The following is a 19,838-nucleotide window of genomic DNA, read 5'->3' on the forward strand; positions in this document are numbered from 1 at the left end:
CCGACCATGGCTGTCAACCATTTTCCAGCGAACAACCTGTTTTCCATGAAAAGCAGGGTACCATACGGCTCTACCCTGGCATCAATCAGGCCCGGGAGATGAAGCGGCCGTCGCGGGTATCAACTTTGATCCGCTCTCCCACCTCCAGATAGGGGGGCACCTGCAGCTTGAGCCCGGTCTCCAGCATCGCCTCCTTGGTCTGGGCGGTAGCGGTGGCGTTCTTCATGACCGGCACGGTTTCGGCAACGGTCAACTCCACGGTCATGGGAAGCTCCACATTGACCAGCCGTGCCTCGAAAAGGCCCAGCACCACCTCGGTCCCCTCCAGCAGATAGGGGGAAAGGGGTGCGAACTCATCCTGCTCCACCTCGAACTGTTCGTAGTTCTCCAGATCCATGAAAACGCCCCTGCCGCCGTCGGCGTAGAGAAACTGTCCCTTGTGGCGCTCGAAATCCGCCTCGTCCACCTTGTCACCGGAGCGGAAGGTCTTCTCCAGCACCTGGCTGGTGATCAGGTTGCGGTACTTGGTCTTGACCATGGTGTTGGCGCCACGGGCAGTGGGGGACTGGACCGTGACATCCACGATCAGACAGGGGGCTCCGTCCAGTTGGATCACCAGCCCCTTCTTGAAATCAGACGTGCTGTACATGCAAACTCCTTGAATCTATGACGAAATAAAATTATGGCCTGCGGTACTCGGCCGTAGGCCAGAAGGGGATGCCGCCGCGGGGGGTGAACTCGCCGCGCACCGTCAGCCAGAGCGGGGAGATCAGCCGAACCAGATCGTTGCAGATGCGGTTGACACTGGCCTCGTGGAATTCGCCATGCATGCGGAATGAGCCAAGGTAGAGCTTGAGGCTCTTGCTTTCCACGCAGAGCGTATCGGGCTGGTAGTCGATCACGATCCTGGCGAAATCAGGCTGGCCGGTCATGGGACAGAGACAGGTGAACTCGGGACATTCGATGTGCAGCGTCCCCACAGCGCCAGCCGGGTTCAAATCGGGCTGGGCGAAAGGGCTGGGGAATGCCTCCAGTAGCGTGGCATCGGGACGGGCGTAGCGGTAGCCGGTCGTCCCCGAGCCAAGCGATTTCAGATTTTCGTGCAGCGTCATGGGCGTTCTCCCTTGTGGTCGATCCTGAAATCTGCGATAGCATAGCTCCGAATCCCTTGGCAATCATTATTTTCCCGGCGAGAGGATGCCCCTGCCCCAGGGGGGATGCCGTCGGCCCCATCTGTGGTAGACTTGCAGGCATCCATTTTCCCGCTTGATTTCAAACAATTAAAATGGCATAAGGTTGAGCTGTTTTTCCATACTCATTAATTCACAGGAGGGTAGCATGGCTTATCCGGCAGATTTTGAAAAAGCGCTCCAAATCGGGCGCCCTCCCACCATCGGTGCACTCTTTCCCCATTCAAAGGCGCTGATCGTCAGCGGCAAGGTCATCGACAGGGCCATGCTCGCCAAGGGAAAGGCCATTGCCCTTGCAGCCAACGGCCGCAACTACTTCGTCATCCGCGGCGTGCTCATGGCGGCCCAACGGGCCAACGCGGCCGTAATCATAGAGATCGCCAAATCCGAGGGGGGCAGGTCGGCCTACTGTGCCGTCAACTACTGGAACATGGCCCGCATCGTCGACTCCCTCTGCAACGAGTTGGGCATCACCGTTCCGGTTGCCATCCATGCCGACCACTACGGCATCAAGAATGAAACAGACCTGGCCATTGCCAAGGTGGAGATCCCTTCCATGTTCGAGGCGGGAATCACCTCCATAGCCATCGACGCCTCCCACCTTCCCGATGACCAGAACCTGCTGTCCAACCTGGAGATCACCCCCTTCATCCCCTCCTGGGCCGGACTGGAGACCGAAGTCGGCGAGATCAAGGGCAAGGCGGGGCTTTCCACGGTTTCCGAGGCCAGATTCCTGATCCAGGGGCTGAACGCCCACGGAATCTTCCCGGACTGGATCGCCCTCAACAACGGCACCACCCATGGCATCGAAGCCAGCGACGCCGGCATCCAGGTGGACCTGACCAGCCAGATTCACGCTGCCATCGCCGACTACAGGGTCAACGGCGCCCAGCACGGCACCTCGGGCAACAGCTCGGAGCGACTGCGGGAGATAGCCCAGAAGACCGCCACAACCAAGGCCAACGTGGCCACTGCCCTGCAGATGATCTCCTGGGGGTTGGAAATCAACGACTACGGCAACGCCCAGTTGGACACCGACGGCAACTTCATCAAGGTTGCAGGAGAGGGGATGAGCGAGGAACTGTGGGCCGAGATGGTCGCCTATGCCGACGCCAAGGGGTGGAAGAAAGGGGACTACAAGGGACTGAACCTCCCCTTCGAGAACAAGCTGTTGGCCCAGCCCCGGGAGATTCGCGATCGCATGGCCAAACGGGTGGAGGAGTTCGCCTACCGCATCATGACCGAAGTCTTCAATGCCCGCGACACGGCACCACTGGCCATCCAGGCCATCATCACGGCCAACTCCCACGACCTGGGTGCGAAGGGACAACGCATCGAGGACCCGGCAGCCTGGACCAGGGAACTGATTATCCAGCGGGCAACGTGCCTCTGCTCCGACAAGGGGCCGACGGGGAACTTCGACGACTGATCCATACCGAGCGGACAGGAAAGGGGGGTGGCAACACCCCCTTTTTTATGGCCGCATCCCGCATCGCCGGTTTGATAACGGCACAGGTCCACAACCCTGGGCTGCCGTATCACCCGGCCTGAGGGCATGCTCCCGCGACATATCGAGTAGAGAAAAAAGATCGTGGAGCGGGCACGAGTGGGCAGCAGAGTCAAGCATCCAGAAAGGCCTCCGGCGCAAATCCGTTGACAGCGTGGATGCGAGGCGCTAAAGCTTGATTCCGTTCACGCGCAACCAGTTGTGCGGCGCGCTATCAGAACCCGGGAGCCAGATGCAACCATGGACGTCATCACCACCCACGTAAACGCCGATTTCGACTGCCTTGGCTCCATGGTTGCCGCCAGCCGACTTTACCCCGGCGCACTGCTCGCATTTCCCGGTTCCCAGGAAAAGGGGCTGCGCGACTTCATCACCCACCACCCCGACTACCTCCCCCCCCTGACCCGCGCCAGGGAGATCGACCTGGACACCGTCACCCGGCTGATCATCGTCGACTGTCAGCAGGCCTCCCGCATCGGGCGCTTCGCCGAACTCATCGGCCGCCCCGGCCTGGAGGTACATGTCTATGACCACCATCCTGTTCTGGCAACCAGCATCCGCCCCCATGGCGGCGTCATCCGCCCCTGCGGCGCCGTCTCCTCGATCATAACCGGCCTGCTGCGGGAGCGGGGCATGACCCTTACCCCCGAGGAAGCCACCCTGGTTATGCTGGGCATCCACGAGGACACCGGCCGGTTGCTGTTTCTCCCCACCACGGCGGACGATTACCGCGCTGCCGCCTGGCTGCTGGAGCAGGGGGCACGGCTGAACTTGGTCTCCGACTTCATCAGCCTGGAGCTGACCACCCCACAGGTAGGGCTTTTGAACACCCTGCTGAAGAATCTGAAAACAACGGATTTCAACGGCGTGAGCATCTCCATCGCCCACGCCTCCAGCGACAGCTACATCCCTGACATCGCCGGCCTGGCACACCTGATGCGGGACATGGAGAACCTGGACGCCCTGTTTCTGGTTGTTGCCATGGAGAACCGCACCTATCTGGTGGCGCGAAGCCGCATACCCGAAGTCAATGTGGGTGAGATCATGCGCCGCTTCCAGGGAGGTGGCCATGCCACGGCTGCCTCGGCCACGGTCCACGATCTTTCACTCAAGCAGGTGCTGAACAGGCTGGATGAACTGCTGCGCCTGATGGTGACCCCGCGGATCACCGCCGGCGAGATCATGTCATCCCCGGTCAAGACCATACCGGCAGGCATAACCATCGCCGAGGCGCGCGACCTCCTGACGCGCTACAACTGCAATGCCATGCCGGTCATGGACGGAGGACGCATGGCCGGCATCCTTTCCCGCAAGATCGTGGAAAAGGCGCTGTACCACGACCTGGGCCAATCGCCGGCCACGGAATTCATGCACACCGAATTCATGCGCGCCACACCTGCCACGCTGCTGTCCGACATCCAGGAGTACCTGGTGGAGGGGAACCGGCGCTTCGTGCCGGTCTTCGACGGCGATGAACTGGCGGGAGCGGTCACCCGCACCGACCTGCTGCGCCACATGTACGGCGGCCGGCGAGAAGAGCCGGAGGCGCTCTATGACCTGGAATCCCTGGAGGCCAGCCCCAAATGCCGCTCAATCGCCGCCCTGGTCAACCGCAGGCTGCCGGCAGCCACCATCAGGTTGCTGCGCGACCTGGGCAGGACCGGAGACGAACTAGGTCTGCCGGTGTATGCCGTGGGAGGCTTCGTGCGCGATCTGCTGCTGGGGGTGGAAAACCTGGACCTGGACCTGACCGTGGAGGGAGACGGCATCTTCTTCGCCGAGCGGTTCGCACGAGCAAAGGGGGGCAGGGTCCGCAGCCACCCCGCCTTCGGCACGGCGGTGGTGGTGCTGTCGGACGGGAGCAAGCTGGATGTGGCCAGCACCAGGCTTGAATACTACGAATCCCCCGGCGTGCTCCCCACGGTGGAGCGTTCATCCCTGCGCCACGACCTGTACCGTCGCGATTTCACCATCAACACCCTGGCGATCTGCATCAACAGCGACCGTTTCGGCATGGTAACCGACTTCTTCGGCGGCCAGCAGGATATCCAGCAACGCACCGTGCGGGTCCTGCACAACCTCTCCTTCGTGGAGGACCCCACCCGCGTCTTCCGCGCCATCCGCTTCGAGCAGCGCCTCGCCTTTCGCATCGCCCCGCACACCGAAAACCTGATCCGCAGCGCACTGCGCATGAAGGTGCTGGACAGGGTGGGGGGCATACGCCTGTTCAACGAACTGGTACTGATCCTGAACGAGCAGGAGCCCCTGGGCGCCGTACGGCGCATGGCCATGCTCGGCCTGCTCCCCTTCATCCACCCCCAGCTGAGGCTGTCACCGGAGACGGAGCGGGCCATGACAGAATCATCCCGACTCCTGACCTGGTTTCGCCTCTTGTACCTGAACGACCCCTGCCAGCAGTGGCAGGTGTATTTCCTGGCGTTGTGCGAGCGCCTCAGAGACGACGAGTTCCAGGAGGCCTGCCGCCGCCTCTCCATGCCGGGCAGGTTCGTGAGTCAGGTGTTCGCCCATCGCCACCGGGCGCTGGTCATGCTGGAGACCCTGCAGCGGCGCCTCAAACGAGCGCAGGATCTGCGCAACAGCGAGATCTACGACAGTTTCCACGGCCTGCCGCTGGAGATCCTGCTCTACCTGGCAGCCAGGACCAAGAACGATCAGGTGCGGCGGCTGGTCTCGCTGTACATCACCCGCCTGCGCCACATGCGCCGCGAGCTTGACGGCAATGCACTCAAGGAACTGGGGCTCGCTCCGGGACCGAACTACAGCCGGATCATGAAGCGCCTGCTGGATGCGCGCCTGGACGCGGAGGTCGGCACGGCAGAAGAGGAACGCACCCTGGCGCGCGAACTGATCGCCGACGCAGGTTAGTACGGCTTCTCGTTGCCGATGGCGGTGATGTACACCGTCAGGTCGCCGTTGGGCCTGCTGATGGTGACCTCGTCGTCGACCCGCTTGCCCAAGAGAGCCTGACCCACCGGCGAATCGATACTGATCCTGCCGGAACTTACGTCGAACTCGTCCGGCCCCACCAGCTGGTAACAGCGCCCGGCTCCATCCTCGTCCTCGTAACTGACCCAGCAGCCGAAACCGACCGATTCGGGCTTGGCAGGCAGGGAACGCACCTTGAGCAGTTTGAGCCTGCTCCCCAGATGCTTCAGCTTGCGGTCGATCTCGCGCAACCGTTTCTTGCCGTAGATGTATTCCGCGTTTTCCGAGCGGTCCCCCTCGGCCGCAGCGTCGGATACGCCACGAACGACCTTGGGCCGCTCCACGCGCCACAGGTAGTCGAATTCCGCTTCCAGTTTCTTAAGTCCTTCGGCGGTAATCAGGTTCGTCATCTCTGCTCCTGTTCAGGAATCACTATCCCCGCAGTACGCAAAAAAGCCCCGGATTTCTCCGAGGCTTTTTTGCGTTTCCGTTTTTCTTTGGATTAAATCTTGGTTACGTTTGCCGCCTGGAGACCTTTGGGGCCTTTGACCAGCTCGAACGTAACGCTATCACCTTCTGCAAGGGATTTGAAGCCTTCGCCCGAAATCGCGGAAAAGTGCACGAATACGTCTTCGCCATTTTCCTGCTCAAGAAATCCAAACCCCTTGCTGTCGTTAAACCATTTTACTGTTCCGTTTACCATGTACTTACTTCTCCTGGTACTGCTATTTTTAATTACTCCGTGGCATCCACGAGAGCTTCGTTACAGTAACAGCCTGGCGCAGGGCTGTCAATGTAATTAAATGCCTATTGAAAAAAAGATTTTTTTCTACCCCTGGGCCTCATGAACCTTTGCCAGGTAGTAGTCGTAGTTACCCTCGTAGGTGCGCATCTCGCCATGGTCGATTTCAAAGACCCGGTCCACCAACTGGCGCAGGAAATGGCGGTCGTGGCTCACCAGCAGCACCGTGCCGCTGAAATTCCGCAGGGCGCCCAGAAGGATCTCCCGCGAGCGGATATCCAGGTGGTTGGTCGGTTCGTCCAGCACCAGGAAATTGATCGGCCGCGCCAGGAGCGTTGCCAGCACCACCCTGCTCTTCTCGCCGCCAGAGAGGTTCCCGATGCGCTTGTCGATGGCGTCACCGGAAAAAAGGAAGGCGCCCAGCAGGTTGCGGATCACGCCGATATTCGCCAGGGGCATGGCGTCCTGGAGGGTCTCGAAGACCGTCTTGCCCGGATCAAGAAGCTCCATGGCATGCTGGCTGAAGTAGCCCAGCTCCACGTTGGCGCCCAGGCTAAAGCTGCCGCTGGTCGGCTCTGCGTGGCCGGCCAGCAGTTTCAGGAGGGTCGATTTGCCGGCCCCGTTGACGCCTACCAGGGCAACCCTGTTGCCCCGGCGAATGATACCGGAGATGCCGCTGAAAACCGGGTGGTCCGTACCGTCCTCACGCTTCCAAACCTTGGCCAGGCTGTCCATCAGCAGAACGTCGTCGCCGCTGCGGGGCGGTTCGCTAAACTCGAAGCGCACCGCGCGTTCCTCGGGGGGGATTTCGATGCGCTCGATCTTCTCGATCTTCTTGACCCGCGACTGGACCTGGGCGGCATGGGAGGCGCGGGCCGCGAATCGAGCAATGAACTCCTCCTCCTTGGCCAGCATCTCCTGCTGGCGCTTGTGGCTGGCCAGGAGCTGCTCCCGCCGGATGTCCCGTTCCCGTTCGTAAAAGTCGTAGTTGCCGCCGTAGGTGGTGATGGTCCTGTTGGCCACCTCGATGATGCGGGTCACCACCCGGTTCATGAAATCGCGGTCATGGCTGGTCATCAAGAGGGCACCGTCGAATTCGTCGGCAAGCCACTCCTCCAGCCAGATGATCGATTCCACGTCCAGGTGATTGGTTGGTTCATCCAAGAGCAGCACGTCCGGCTTCTGGGTCAGGATCCTGGCCAGGGCGATGCGCATCTTCCAGCCGCCGCTGAATGATTCCACCGGCTGGTTGAAGCGATCCGGCCCGATGCCCAGGCCGGTCAGCACGGTCTGGGCACGGGTGTCCAGGTTGTAGCCGTCACGGTGCTCGAACTCCTCCTGGGCAATACCGTAGCGCTCCAGCAGAAGGGCCATCTCCTCGTCCGACTGGGGCAGGCACATGGCCGCCTCCATCTGCTTGAGTTCGTCGGCCAGTCGCATGGTGTCGGCCGAGCCGGCCATCACCTCTTCCAGGGCCGTACGTCCGAACATGTCACCCACATCCTGGGAGAAGTAGCCGATGGTGCTCTTTTTGGCGCGGGTGATCTCGCCAGCATCCAGCTCCTCTTCGCCGGTGATGATACGGAACAGGGAGCTCTTACCCGCGCCGTTGGGGCCCACCAGGCCGCTGCGGCTTGCGGGCAGGATCTGGAAACCCGCCTCGCGGAAGAGAACCTGGGAGCCGTACTGCTTGCTGATATTGGTCAGATGGATCATGCGCTGACGATGATCCGGCCGAAACGGCGGCGCCCGATCTGGACGATGTACTCGCCGGCCGCATCCAGCTCCAGGTTGGGGTTGGAGATCTTCTCGCCGTTCAGCTTGACCCCCCCCTGATCGATGGAACGCCGCGCCTCGCCGTTGGACTTGGTCAGCCCCGCCTCGCTCATGGCGCGGGCCAAAAGCAGGGTGCCGTCGGCCAGACAGTGACTGATCTGGGGCATGTCGTCCGGGATCTGGTTGTCGCGGAAGCGTTTGACGAAATTTTCCTCCGCATCCCTGGCCGCCGCTGCTCCGTGGAAGCGTCCCACCAGCTCACGGCCCAGGGCCTTCTTGGTTTCCATGGGGTGCAGGGAGTTGTCCGCCAGCCCCTGTTTGAGCTTCTCAAGCTCCGGGAGCGGCATGTCGGAGAGCAGTTCGTAGTAACGGACCATCAGCTCGTCGGAGATTGACATGACCTTGCCGAAGATCTCGTCGCCCGGTTCATTGATGCCGATGTAGTTGCCCAGTGACTTGGACATCTTGTTGACCCCGTCCAGCCCCTCCAGGAGCGGCATAGTCAGCACGCACTGGGGCTCCTGGCCCCACTCGCGCTGCAACTCGCGCCCCACCAGCAGGTTGAACTTCTGGTCCGTCCCCCCCAGCTCCACGTCCGATTTCAGGGCAACCGAGTCGTACCCCTGCACCAGCGGGTAGAGGAACTCATGGATGCTGATCGGCTGCTGGCTGGAGAAGCGTTTGTGGAAGTCGTCCCGCTCCAGCATGCGGGCCACGGTGTACTTGGATGCCAGGGCGATCAGACCGCCGCAGCCCAGGTCGTTCAGCCAGCTGGAGTTGAACACCACCTTGGTCTTGTCCGGATCCAGGATCTTGAAGACCTGCTCCTTGTAGGTCTCGGCGTTCTTGAGCACATCCTCGCGGGTCAGGACCTTGCGGGTCTCCGATTTGCCGGTGGGGTCGCCGATCATGCCGGTGAAATCGCCGATCAGGAAGTTCACCTCGTGACCCAGCTGCTGAAACTGGCGCAGCTTGTGGATCAGCACGGTGTGTCCCAGATGCAGGTCAGGGGCGGTGGGATCGAAGCCGGCCTTGATCCTGAGCGGCACGCCGGTTTTCAGCGACTTCTCCAGTTTCGCCTCAAGCTCCTTCTCGATCAGGATCTCCACGGCGCCACGCTTGATAACGGCCATCTGTTCGGCTACGGACATGTTCAGGCTCCTCATAATAATGTAGCCACAGCAGTCACGGCATCATGGATTCAGTCCATAATTCCGTGACCGCTGTGGCGTTGTTTTTCAGCAGCAGACCGCGATGCGTTCGATGGCGAGCGCCTTGCCGGTGGCTTCATCAATATCGATGACGACTCCGTTAAGGCGGATATCCTTCTTGGGCACCTCGAACTTGACCGGCAGCTGGGTCAGGAACTTGCGGATGGCCTCGTCCTTGCCGATGCCGATCACCGAATCAAAGCTGCCGGTCATGCCGGCATCGGACATGTATGCCGTCCCCTGGGTCAGGATGCGTTCGTCGGCGGTCTGCACGTGGGTGTGGGTGCCGATCACCGCGCTGACCCGGCCATCCAGGTACCACCCCAGGGAGGCCTTTTCCGAGGTAGCCTCGGCGTGAAAGTCCACTAGGATGATCGGCGTCTCCTGGCGCAGACGCTCGATTTCCCGGTCGGCGGTCCTGAAGGGGCATTCTAGGTATTTCATGAACACCCGTCCCTCAAGGTTGAGCACCCCTACCTTGACACCACCGGGCGTGGCGAGAATCATGCTCCCCTGTCCGGCAACACCCTCGGGGTAGTTGGCAGGCCTGATGATGCGCTGGCTGGCCAGCACCAGCGGGACCTGTTCCTTCTTGTCCCAGATGTGGTTGCCGCTGGTGAGGCCGCCTACCCCCAGGTCGAACAGCTCTTTGGCGGTATCCGTCGTCAGGCCGAATCCGCCGGCCGCATTCTCGCCATTGGCAATGACCATGTCGACGCAGTAACGGTCCACCAGGCGGTCCAGCTGGCGGGAAAGCGCCTGGCGGCCCGGCTTGCCGATGATGTCGCCGATGAAAAGAATCTTAACGGGCATATTCCACTGCCCGCGTTTCCCGAATGACGTTGACCTTGATCTGGCCGGGATAGGTCATCTCCGCTTCGATTTTCTTGGCGATGTCACGGGCCATGATCAGTGACTGCTCGTCGGTGACATGGTCGCTGGAGACCATTACGCGGATCTCGCGGCCGGCCTGGATGGCGAAGGAATTGGTGACGCCGCCAAAGGAGGTGGCTATGCGCTCCAGGTCATCCAGCCGCTTGACGTAGGTCTCCATCATCTCCCGCCGTGCGCCGGGACGTGCCCCGGAGAGGGCATCGGCGGCCTGAACCAGCACGGCCAGTACGCTGTTGGGTTTTTCATCCTCGTGGTGGGCCATGATGGCGTGCACGATCTTGGCTGACTCGCCGTACTTGCGGGCCAGGTCCGCTCCGATCACGGCGTGGGAGCCCTCCACCTCATGGTCAACGGCCTTGCCCAGGTCGTGCAGCAGACCGGCGCGCTTGGCCTGTTTGACGTTGATGCCCAGCTCGGCGGCCATGATGCCGCAGATAAAGGCAACTTCCAGCGAGTGCTGGTAGATGTTCTGGGTATAGGAGGTGCGGTACTTGAGACGGCCGATCAGCTTGATGATCTCCGGATGAATGCCGTGCACTCCCAGGTCGAAGGCGGCCCGCTCTCCAGCCTCCTTGATGCCCAGGTCCACCTCTTCCGTGGCCTTGGCCACCACCTCTTCGATGCGCCCGGGATGGATGCGGCCGTCGCCGATCAGTTTTTCCAGGGACATGCGGGCCACCTCGCGCCGTACCGGGTTGAATCCGGAGAGGATCACCGCCTCGGGGGTATCGTCGATGATCAGGTCAATGCCGGTAGCAGCCTCCAGGGCGCGGATGTTGCGTCCCTCGCGGCCGATGATGCGCCCCTTCATCTCGTCCGAGGGGAGCGGCACGACCGACACGGTTTTCTCGGCCACGTATTCGCCGGCATAGCGCTGGACCGCCAGGGATATGATCTCCTTGGCCTTCTTGTCGGCTGTTTCGCGGGCTTCCTCCTCGATGGCCTTGATGCGCTTGGCCGCATCGTGCTTGGCCTCGTCCTCCATGCTGGTCATCAATTCTTTCTTAGCCTCGCTGGCCGACATGCCGGAGATTTCCTCCAGCTTGGCCTGCTGCACGTCGGAGGCCCTGCTCAGTTCCTCGCTTTTTGCCGCGAGGTTCTGCTCCCTGGCGACAAAGGACTGCTCCTTCTTGAGCATGTCCAGTTCCTTCTGCTCGATCAGGCCGAACTTCTTGTCCAGGTTCTCTTCCTTCTGCTGCAACCGTTTTTCCAGGATCTGCAGGTCTTTCTTCTTCTCCGTTATCTCCCGGTCATGGCCGGCCTTGGCCTCGATGATCTCGGCCCTGGCCTTCAAGTCAGCTTCCTTGGTGATGGTTTCCGCCTCGCGCCGGGCGTCGTCGATCATCTTGGCTGCCAGTTCCTCGGACTGTTTGACGATCAGGCCCGAATCCTTCTTGTTGACCCTGCTTCCCGCGAAGTAGGCCGCGACGGCCGCCAGCACGGTGATGACCAGCATCCATATGCTTACCTGCATTTCAACTACCTCCTCTATGTGAATCCGGGCCAGTAGGGTGGCGCCGGTTACCTCCGCAGCGAATGATCCGCTGTCCGGTGATGACGATGTCCATGCGGATATCGTGCTGGTCAGCCGGAAGATTGCCGTCAATCAGCTGGAAATCGTGACACAGCCCGACCAGCGTGCCCCTCTGGTCGGGGTGTCGCAAAAAACGGTCATAGAACCCCTTTCCGTAGCCGATGCGATGCCCGGTCGCATCAAAGGCCACACCGGGAACGACGATCAGGTCCGCCTCGTGGGCCTGGTGGGCCCTGCCGTTTCCGCAGGGTTCGAGAATCCCGAAAGCCCCCTCCTGGCTGAGCTGATCGGGATGATCGATCTGGCGAAGCACCATCTCCCGTCCGCAGACCACGGGATACAGTGTCCGTTTGCCGGCGGCGCGGGCTGCCTGGAAGATCAGCGAGGTGTCCACCTCGTTATGAATCGGCGAGTAGAGCGCGATGCACTTCGCCTGCGAGTATTCCTCCAGGGAGATGAGGTTGCGCTGCGCCAGACCGCTGGCATTCAGCCAATCATCACGACGGAGCGCACGACGGAGCGCCAGCATCTGCTGGCGGAGCGAGCGTTTTGGCATGTTTCCTCATGGTTTCGAAAACACAGGTGATGCCGGGCACGGGGGAGTGATGGCGCCCGGAGAATGTCCGGGGTGGTTTATCAGGGGGGAAAAGGCGTGGAATTGGCTCGTCAGTGCCGTGGAAAAAGGTGCTGCTCTGGTTCCTGTACGCGAGGAGCGCTTCCTTCCCTTTGTTGAGGATATATTCCGCTGCGTCCGGATATCAGTAAAAGGGGCGCCGTTGTCATGCACTCCCGGGACTGATCGTTTCTGGTGCGAATATATGATCAAGTCTCCCTGAAGAGAACTCTTTTGTATCACTCAGGCCGATTCCAGCTTGTACAGCATCTCCCGCAGCCTGCCTTCGAGAGACGCGTCAGTTTCGTGTTTTTTCCGCAAATCCAGCAGCTCTTCGGCGGTGTTCAAAAGCGCCAGGGTCAGCACCAGTTGCGCGTCGCCACTCTTCAGTGCGGAGCCTATCTCCTGCAACCTGGTGTTGACAAAGGCCTCAACCTCCTGGACCTTGGCTTGCGGCGCCGAACTTCTGACCGAGATCTCCCGGCCCAGTACCGTTACGGAGTGGGATGCCTTCACCCCGGTCAGATCCCGTCCAGCTTACCCAGTATGGCGTCGATGCGGGACCCAAATCCCTGCCGCTCGGCCTTTAATTGCTCTATCTCATCAGACAGACGGCTGTTTTCCTCTTTCAGGGCGCGGTATTTTTCCACAAGGTTGCTGACCTTGCTGTCAAGTGACTCAAAAAGCTCGTGATTCATGGGGGCAATCTCCTTTCGGGGGAGATTACTATACTCGGGCACAGAAGTGAAGTCAAGGCCTAATTGCCCGAAATTGCGAGCTTCCCGCCCGGCGCGTCGCCCCGGACGATCCGATTTTCAGGCCTGGAAGAGGGCATCCGTGAACTCCTGGGGGGAGAAGTCACGCAGGTCGTCGATCGCCTCGCCAACACCGATATAGCGCACCGGAAGGGCAAACTCGTGGCTGACAGCCACCACGACGCCCCCTTTGGCGGTTCCGTCCAGCTTGGTCAGGGCGATACCGGTTACACCGGCCGCCTCCTTGAAGAGCCGCGCCTGGGAGACAGCGTTCTGGCCGGTGGCCGCATCCACCACCAGCAGGGTCTCGTGGGGCGCGCCAGGGATCTCCCGGTCGATGACGCGGCGGATTTTCTTCATCTCCTCCATCAGGTTGACCTTGGTGTGCATGCGGCCGGCCGTATCGACGATCAGGATGTCCACGTCGCGGGCAACGGCGGCCTTGCAGGCGTCGAAAACCACCGCCGAGGGATCGGCCCCCTCCTTGTGGCGGATGACTTCAACGCCGGAACGCTCGCCCCAGACCACCAACTGCTCGGCTGCGGCGGCCCGGAAGGTGTCGGCGGCGGCCAGCAGGACCGTCTTGCCGGAACCGGTGAAGCGGGAGGCCAGCTTGCCGATGGTGGTGGTCTTGCCCACGCCGTTCACGCCGATCACCAGCAGAACGAAGGGGCGCCGGCTGCCGATGTCCAGCTGGCCGTGGTGGGCGTTCAACCGCAGGAGAATTTCTTCCTTGAGGGCGTTCTTCAGGGCCTGGCCGTCTTTGAGCTCGTTGCGCCCCAGGCGCTGCTCCAGGGTACGGATCAGCTCCACCGTCGTCTTGACCCCCACGTCGGAAGTGATCAGGATCTCCTCCAACTCCTCCAGGGTGTCGGCATCGATCTCCTTCTTGCCCAGCACCAGGGCATCGATGCGCCCCACCAGGCCTTCTTTGGTCTTCTGCAGCCCCTGTTTCAGGCGCTCGAAGAAGCCCGGCTTGGGGGGGGGCTCGGCAGGGGCAGGCTGGGGAGGGGGGGGGACGGGTAGCGCGGCCGGGGCCGCCGGTTCCGGGCATGGTTGCGGCTCCTGGTGCGGGACCGTTTCCCGGCAAGACTCCAATTCCCGCTCCTGGGCGGGCTCGGCCGTCTCGGCGGCGGAAGGAGGGGCCGTGCCGCTCAGCTTATCGATCAATCCCCTGAAGAAGCCCTTCTTCTTGGTCTGTTCCATCATATCTCCCTCTTGAGTTCCGCGATGGTGTGGCGGAAGTGGCGTAAGGCCAACTGCAGCGGGCAGTCGCGCTGGATGCTCATCATCAGCGAATAATCATCATCGACGCAGCCGAGGATCAGATGCGCCTGGTCCGTTGTTATCACGAAATCCTGAATCCTGTTGCCAGCGTCATTCCAGGTGGCGCATTCCCTGAGGCGGTTCAAGATGATTGCCTGGTGGGCGGCCATGAAACGGATATCGTAGGGTGTGCAGTGACAGTACTCCTGCACCGCCTCCCCTTCCCAGTCAATCAGTATCGCACCCACAGAGCGGGGCGTGCGGTTGACCAACTCTTCCAGAATAGCGCGAAACGGCATACGAACAAACTCCTTGCGTGTTCAGTGCAGTTTTACCGATACCACCTTTGATGAACCGGGCGACTCCATGGTGATGCCGTAGAGCGTGTCGGCCACCTGCATGGTCGCCTTGTTGTGGGTAATGATGATGAACTGGGAAACTGCGCTCATCTCGCGCACCATGTCATTGAAACGGCCGATATTGGCGTCATCCAGCGGCGCGTCAACCTCGTCCAGCAGGCAGAAGGGGGTCAGCTTGATCAGAAAGATAGAGAAGATCAGCGCCACGGCTGTCAGGGCCTTTTCACCGCCGGACAGGAGGGTCACGTTCTGCAGCTTCTTGCCCGGCGGCTGGACAATGATGTCGATACCGGTCTCCAGCAGGTCGTCCTCGTTGGTCAGACGCAGTTCCGCCCGCCCGCCGCAGAACAGGCGCGGGAAGACCTCCTGGAACTTGGCGTTGACCAGGTTGTACGTCTCGTGAAAACGCTGCCGGGTGGTGCGGTTGATACGCTGAATGGCCTGCTGCAGGCTGCGCAGCGACTCTTCCAGGTCATCCCTCTGGGAGGAGAGGAAGTTGAAGCGCTCTTCCATCTCGGCGTACTCGTCGATAGCCATCAGGTTGACTTCGCCCACCTCATCCAGCAGCCGCTGCAACTCCGCCCGGCGCTCCCGGCTGGCAAGCTCGTCGAACCGAACCGCTTCCAGCCTGACCAGGGCCTCGTCCATGGCCAGGCGGTGTCGATCCCGCAGGGCCTGCTCCAGATGCTCCAGCTGCAGCGAAAGGGTCGAGAAGCGCAGGTTGAGTTCAGCCTGGTCCTGGCGGACGCTGTCGCTCTCCTCCCGTGCCCGCTTGGCCCGTGCCTCGGCAACGGCCAGTTCGTTCAGGGCTGTTTCGTGGGCCTGACGCGCCTCTTCCAGAAACCTGGCGCCTGCCTCCTGCCTGTGGAGCAGCAGTTCCAGCCGCTCCGTGGCCGAGGAGATGAATTCCTGCAGGCGGGTCCGCTCCGAGGCCCCCTGCTCCAGCTCATCCCGGTCGCTGGTCATGCGGCGCACCAGCTCACGGGACTGGCGCTCCAGGTCGTCGATCCCCCGCAGGCTGGCCTCGCGCTGCTCCCCCAGGGTGGCCACCTGGACCCTGATGGTCGTTACCCGCTCCCGCAGAGAGGCCAGCCCGGCACGGCAGGCGTCCAATTCCTCCTTGAAGCGGTTGACCTCCTGGTCAAGCCCCTGGGAGGAATCGCCAATCTCGGCCATGCGCTCCTGGCTGAGGCGCAGCTCCGCCTCCAGCGCCTCGCGCTCCTCGTTCAGCGTCTCCGCCTCCAGGGCCTGCAGCTCCCTGCGCTCCTCCGTGCGGCCGATCTCGTCGCTTGCCCGCTGGAGATCCTTGCGCAGACCGGCCAGCCTCAGTTCGGACTGGTGCAGCAGTGTGGCCATGCTCTTCAGCCCCTCGGCCACTTCCCGTGAAAGAGTGCGCAGCTGGTCCCGTTCGGCCTCCAGGACGGAGGCCTGCTCCCCCAGTTCACTAACGCGCCCTTCCAGTTCCCGTATCTCGCGCTTCTTGTGGATGATCCCCTTCTGCACCTGTTCGCTGGAACCACCGGTGACAACCCCCCCCAGGGAAACCATGTCACCGTCGCGGGTGACGAAGGAGAGAGCGGGGAATCTTCGGGCCAGCTCCAGGGCCTGGGCAAGGGTTTCGGTGAGCATGACGCCGCCCAGGATATGACGAACCAGCCCCCCATGGGGGCCGCTCACCTGCACCAGCCGCTCCAGAGGGAGCGCCTGGTCCACGGCAACGAAAGGGGACGGTTCCACAGCCAGAGGCAGAGCCAGCCCGGCACGTCCGGCATTGCCCTTCTTGAGGAATTCCAGGGCCACGAGCGCGTCCTGCTCATCGGAGCAGAGAACGCACTGCAGCCGATCCGCCAGGGCCGCCTCCAGGGCGGCTTCCAGCTCTTGGGGTGCGGTTACGCTATCGGCCAGCATGCCGCTGAAACGGGGGCGAAGTTCAGGAGTCTGCATGAGCACCCTGACACCACGGTCGTAGCCGGCGAACTGGGCTTCCAGCTCCTGGAGGGAATGCAGGCGCGACGAGGCACGGTTCAGCTCGTCCCGCCCTTTCTGCCAGGCCTCCTCCAGCTTGGGCAGGCGGCTCTTGAGCTCGTCCTCCCGTTGCCGAAGGGAGGAGAGCTCCATCTGCAGCTCTTCCTGCTCCTCTTCCCCGGACGCGATCTCGCCCTTGAGCTGGCTTACGTTCCGGCTGGCCAGCTCCAACCGTTCCGCCAGCTGGATTCCCTCACGGGCCTGGCGCTCCAGGCGCTCGCCCAGTGCAGCCAGGCGCTTCCGGGCACCTTCGGCGCGGTTCTTGAACTGGGCCGACTCAGCCAAAGCAGCGAAGAGTTCCCTGCGGCGCCCCTCCAGCAGCAGCGACAGTTCCTGTTCGCTCTGCTGCTGCCCGGCCAGTGCCGCCTCTTCCCGCAGCAGGAGCAGTTGCAGCTCCTCCCCTTCACTGGATGAGGAATCGCGGCGCTGTTCCAGCGCTTCCCGCTGGGCGGCACACTCCCGCTGGCGCAGCTCCAGTTCGCCCGCCTCGGCCTCCAGCCGGCTCAGACGCCCGGTCAGACTGGAGAGTTCCTTGCGCTGGAACTCAAGCCCGCTCTCGGCCGTAGCAAACTCGCTTTTGATGCGGTAGATCTCCTCCTGGGCCATGGCCAGACGCTTTTCCGCCTCCACCTGGGAGAGACGCGCCTCTTCGATGCGCGATTCCGAGAGGGCGGTTTCCGAAAAGGCGTCACGGATGCGCCCGTTGAGCACCGCCTGCTCGGACTCGGCTGTCCGGCGCTGCTCCGCCGTGGCGCGGTACTCGCAGGCCGTGAAGAGGAGCTCGATCTCGCGCAGTTCGTCGCGGTACTCGCGGAATTTCTCGGCCTTTTTTGCCTGACGCTGGAGAGAGGCCAGCTGCCGCCTGATCTCGCCCAGCACATCGGCCAGCCTGGCCAGGTTCTGCCTGGTCCCCTCGATCTTCTTCAGCGCCTGCTGCTTGCGGGACTTGAACTTAGTCACGCCGGCCGCCTCTTCGATCAGAAAGCGCCGCTCCTCGGGGCGCGAATGCAGGATCATGCCGATCTTGCCCTGTTCGATGATCGAGTAGGCCTTGGTGCCGACGCCGGTGTCCATGAACAGCTCGGTGATGTCCAACAAACGGCAAGGGGTCCTGTTGATCAGGTAGTCGCTGTCGCCGTCCCGGTAGAGGCGCCGGGTGAGCTGTATCTCGGAATACTCCAGGTACTTTGCCGGCGCCCGGCCATCCTCGGTGGAGAACACCAGCGACACCTCGGCCATGCCCAGTGGCTTGCGCGTCTCGCTGCCGGCAAAGATCACGTCTTCCATGGCCTTGCCGCGCAGGTTCTTGGCGGACTGCTCTCCCATGCACCAGCGGATTGAGTCGACGATATTGGACTTTCCGCAGCCGTTGGGGCCGACCACGCCGGTCACCCCCTGCTGAAAATCCAGCACGACCCGATCGGCGAAAGACTTGAAGCCACAAATTTCCAGCCGTTTTATCTTCATGAATCTGGCACTTTAGCAGAGCAGGGGAAAGCCTGTCCAGCGGGATATTGCGTTTGTACGTCCATCGAAGGCCAGGAGACGATCAGACCTCCAGGGTATAACCGACATGGGCGGGCTGGAACTGTGCGGATAGATCCCGGAACATCCGCGCCGAGGCGGCGAACCCGGTGCAGTGACTTGCCGCCAGCCTGCGGATACCGGATCGTTTCAGCGCCCTGATGGTGCCGTCGACCTGCTCTTTGCTGCAGAAACCCAGGTGCGTTCCGCCGATGATGGCGTAAATGTCATCCCTCCCCGTGCAGCGCCTCACATGGTGCAAGGTATTCACCAGCCCGGCGTGACAGCAACCCAGGAGTATCACCAGTCCCTTGCCGCTCTCCAGGACCAGCGACTGGTCGTCGGGCGCGTTGTCCGGTTGCAGGCCGGCGCGGTCAAAGAAAATACCCCTATCTCCTGCCTCGAAGGGGGTTACGCGCGGCACTTCACCGGTCAGAAACACCCCCGGTGCGATGCCGCGGAATTCCGTGGAGAGTTGGAAGATGGCTCCCGCCTCTTCCAGCTCCCGCCGGCTGTGGGGGATGCCGATGGAGATGCATTCGCCGTTGTCGTTCAGGCGATAGCGCGGAGAGAAAACTGTCGGATGGGCGCAGACATGCAGAGGATTGTGCTGCTGAAGCAGCGGTAGCAGGCCACCGCTGTGGTCGTAGTGGCCATGGGAGAGGACCACCGTTCCAACGCAGTCCAGCGCCTTGTTCATCCGGCGGGCATTGTGCAGCAGGGTCACTCCCTGCCCGGTGTCGAACAGCAGTGGCTCTCCAACGGACGGTTCGATCAGGGCGGAAAAACCGTGTTCACCCAGAGTTCCCGAGATCGGGCCGACGCCGTTTTCACAAAGGATGGTAATGCGAAATGTCATGAGTCACACCTAAGAACCCTTGGAATGCCGCTCCGCTCTGGGCGGGATGTCGCAGGCCGGCCCCCATGGGCGGTCATGCTCCCTGTACCATGTTGACACGTTTTGCCGCAATCTCGCCGGTCAGGGTGGGACAGAAGCCCTTGGGCTGGGTCTCGCGAATGGTCCGGCACTGTTCGGCCAGATCCATGGATTCCCGTGGAGATTCATCTGTGGAAAGGTCAATCTTTCTCCTTTACAGCCCCACACTCTTCGAAAACAGGTTGATAACGATAACGCCGCTGACGATCAGTCCGATGCCGACCAGCGCGGGGATATCAAGAAGCTGCCTGTGGAGAATTGCCGCAATACCGGCGATCAGTACCGTGCCGACGCCGGACCAGATGGCATAGCTGATGCCGATGGGGATCGAGCGCAGACTGAGGGTCATGAAGTAAAACGCCGAAGCGTATCCCGCGACCACGACCAGACTGGGCAACAGCTTGCTGAATTCGGCGGTTGACTTGAGGGTGCTTGTGGCGATCACTTCCGACAGAATCGCCAGTCCCAGGTGCAGATATGCCACTTTCATGTTCAAACTCTCCCTGCTGAACACATACCGAAATACCCTGCGGTTGCGCGGAATAGTACATGATTGCAC

Annotated in this window: 18 protein-coding genes; 2 read left to right on the forward strand and 16 right to left on the reverse strand. The window is 61.8% G+C overall.

The genetic code is table 11. The features are described 5' to 3' along the window. Positions 1-85: 85 nt before the first annotated feature. Together PPRO_RS16455 and queF are read right to left on the reverse strand one after the other, a co-directional pair. Complete coding sequence (locus PPRO_RS16455) at positions 86-649, reverse strand: elongation factor P (RefSeq protein ID WP_011737113.1); 564 nt, start codon at positions 647-649, stop codon at positions 86-88. 31 nt (positions 650-680) lie between these two features. Continuing rightward, positions 681-1,112, reverse strand: a complete 432-nt coding sequence (gene queF / locus PPRO_RS16460; RefSeq protein ID WP_011737114.1) for a preQ(1) synthase — start codon at positions 1,110-1,112, stop codon at positions 681-683. A 226-nt stretch (positions 1,113-1,338) separates the two neighbouring features. Here queF and PPRO_RS16465 point away from each other — a divergent pair, with 226 nt between their 5' ends. Both PPRO_RS16465 and PPRO_RS16470 read left to right on the forward strand, forming a co-directional pair. Beyond that, positions 1,339-2,619: a class II fructose-bisphosphate aldolase gene (locus tag PPRO_RS16465; protein WP_011737115.1), complete on the forward strand. Its 1,281-nt coding sequence runs from the start codon at positions 1,339-1,341 to the stop codon at positions 2,617-2,619. A gap of 318 nt (positions 2,620-2,937) precedes the next feature. Continuing rightward, a complete protein-coding gene (locus PPRO_RS16470) occupies positions 2,938-5,583 on the forward strand; it encodes a CBS domain-containing protein (RefSeq protein ID WP_011737116.1) in 2,646 nt (881 codons plus the stop codon). Here the strand turns inward: PPRO_RS16470 and PPRO_RS16475 are convergent. The 14 genes from PPRO_RS16475 to PPRO_RS16540 form a co-directional block, all read right to left on the reverse strand. Then, on the reverse strand, positions 5,580-6,053 hold the full coding sequence (locus tag PPRO_RS16475; protein ID WP_011737117.1) for a GreA/GreB family elongation factor: 474 nt from the start codon (positions 6,051-6,053) through the stop codon (positions 5,580-5,582). The two genes, PPRO_RS16470 and PPRO_RS16475, sit on opposite strands and share 4 nt — an antisense overlap. Before the next feature lie 92 nt (positions 6,054-6,145). Next, positions 6,146-6,346, reverse strand: coding sequence for a cold-shock protein (locus PPRO_RS16480; RefSeq protein WP_011737118.1), 201 nt, complete (start codon positions 6,344-6,346; stop codon positions 6,146-6,148). A 126-nt stretch (positions 6,347-6,472) separates the two neighbouring features. Beyond that, positions 6,473-8,101 carry an ABC-F family ATP-binding cassette domain-containing protein gene (locus PPRO_RS21980; protein WP_011737119.1) on the reverse strand — a complete coding sequence of 543 codons (1,629 nt, stop codon included), beginning with the start codon at positions 8,099-8,101 and terminating at the stop codon, positions 6,473-6,475. Then, positions 8,098-9,312, reverse strand: coding sequence for a tyrosine--tRNA ligase (tyrS, locus tag PPRO_RS16490; protein WP_011737120.1), 1,215 nt, complete (start codon positions 9,310-9,312; stop codon positions 8,098-8,100). The genes PPRO_RS21980 and tyrS overlap by 4 nt, the downstream gene beginning before the upstream one ends. A gap of 87 nt (positions 9,313-9,399) precedes the next feature. Then, positions 9,400-10,185 carry a TIGR00282 family metallophosphoesterase gene (locus PPRO_RS16495; RefSeq protein WP_011737121.1) on the reverse strand — a complete coding sequence of 262 codons (786 nt, stop codon included), beginning with the start codon at positions 10,183-10,185 and terminating at the stop codon, positions 9,400-9,402. Then, positions 10,175-11,722, reverse strand: coding sequence for a ribonuclease Y (gene rny / locus PPRO_RS16500; protein WP_408633732.1), 1,548 nt, complete (start codon positions 11,720-11,722; stop codon positions 10,175-10,177). Before rny ends, PPRO_RS16495 begins: the two co-directional genes overlap by 11 nt. A gap of 19 nt (positions 11,723-11,741) precedes the next feature. Further along, the gene (locus PPRO_RS16505) at positions 11,742-12,356 is read right to left on the reverse strand and encodes a 5-formyltetrahydrofolate cyclo-ligase (protein ID WP_049759778.1); all 615 of its coding nucleotides are present in this window, start codon (positions 12,354-12,356) and stop codon (positions 11,742-11,744) included. Between the two features lie 300 nt (positions 12,357-12,656). Next, positions 12,657-12,929 (reverse strand): cell division protein ZapA, encoded by a 273-nt coding sequence (locus tag PPRO_RS16515; protein ID WP_011737125.1) that lies wholly within the window; start codon positions 12,927-12,929, stop codon positions 12,657-12,659. Between the two features lie 5 nt (positions 12,930-12,934). Next, the gene (locus tag PPRO_RS20375) at positions 12,935-13,111 is read right to left on the reverse strand and encodes a cell division protein ZapB (protein ID WP_011737126.1); all 177 of its coding nucleotides are present in this window, start codon (positions 13,109-13,111) and stop codon (positions 12,935-12,937) included. A gap of 117 nt (positions 13,112-13,228) precedes the next feature. Then, positions 13,229-14,374, reverse strand: coding sequence for a signal recognition particle-docking protein FtsY (ftsY, locus tag PPRO_RS16520; protein ID WP_011737127.1), 1,146 nt, complete (start codon positions 14,372-14,374; stop codon positions 13,229-13,231). Next, positions 14,374-14,733 carry a roadblock/LC7 domain-containing protein gene (locus PPRO_RS16525; protein WP_011737128.1) on the reverse strand — a complete coding sequence of 120 codons (360 nt, stop codon included), beginning with the start codon at positions 14,731-14,733 and terminating at the stop codon, positions 14,374-14,376. The genes ftsY and PPRO_RS16525 overlap by 1 nt, the downstream gene beginning before the upstream one ends. 21 nt (positions 14,734-14,754) lie before the next feature. Beyond that, positions 14,755-18,285 (reverse strand): chromosome segregation protein SMC, encoded by a 3,531-nt coding sequence (smc, locus tag PPRO_RS16530; protein WP_011737129.1) that lies wholly within the window; start codon positions 18,283-18,285, stop codon positions 14,755-14,757. A gap of 82 nt (positions 18,286-18,367) precedes the next feature. Next, positions 18,368-19,201: an MBL fold metallo-hydrolase gene (locus PPRO_RS16535; protein WP_011737130.1), complete on the reverse strand. Its 834-nt coding sequence runs from the start codon at positions 19,199-19,201 to the stop codon at positions 18,368-18,370. 232 nt (positions 19,202-19,433) lie between these two features. Beyond that, complete coding sequence (locus PPRO_RS16540; protein WP_011737131.1) at positions 19,434-19,769, reverse strand: DMT family transporter; 336 nt, start codon at positions 19,767-19,769, stop codon at positions 19,434-19,436. Positions 19,770-19,838: the final 69 nt, after the last annotated feature.

The sequence above is a fragment of the Pelobacter propionicus DSM 2379 genome (genome assembly GCF_000015045.1).
GTDB lineage: Bacteria > Desulfobacterota > Desulfuromonadia > Geobacterales > Pseudopelobacteraceae > Pseudopelobacter > Pseudopelobacter propionicus.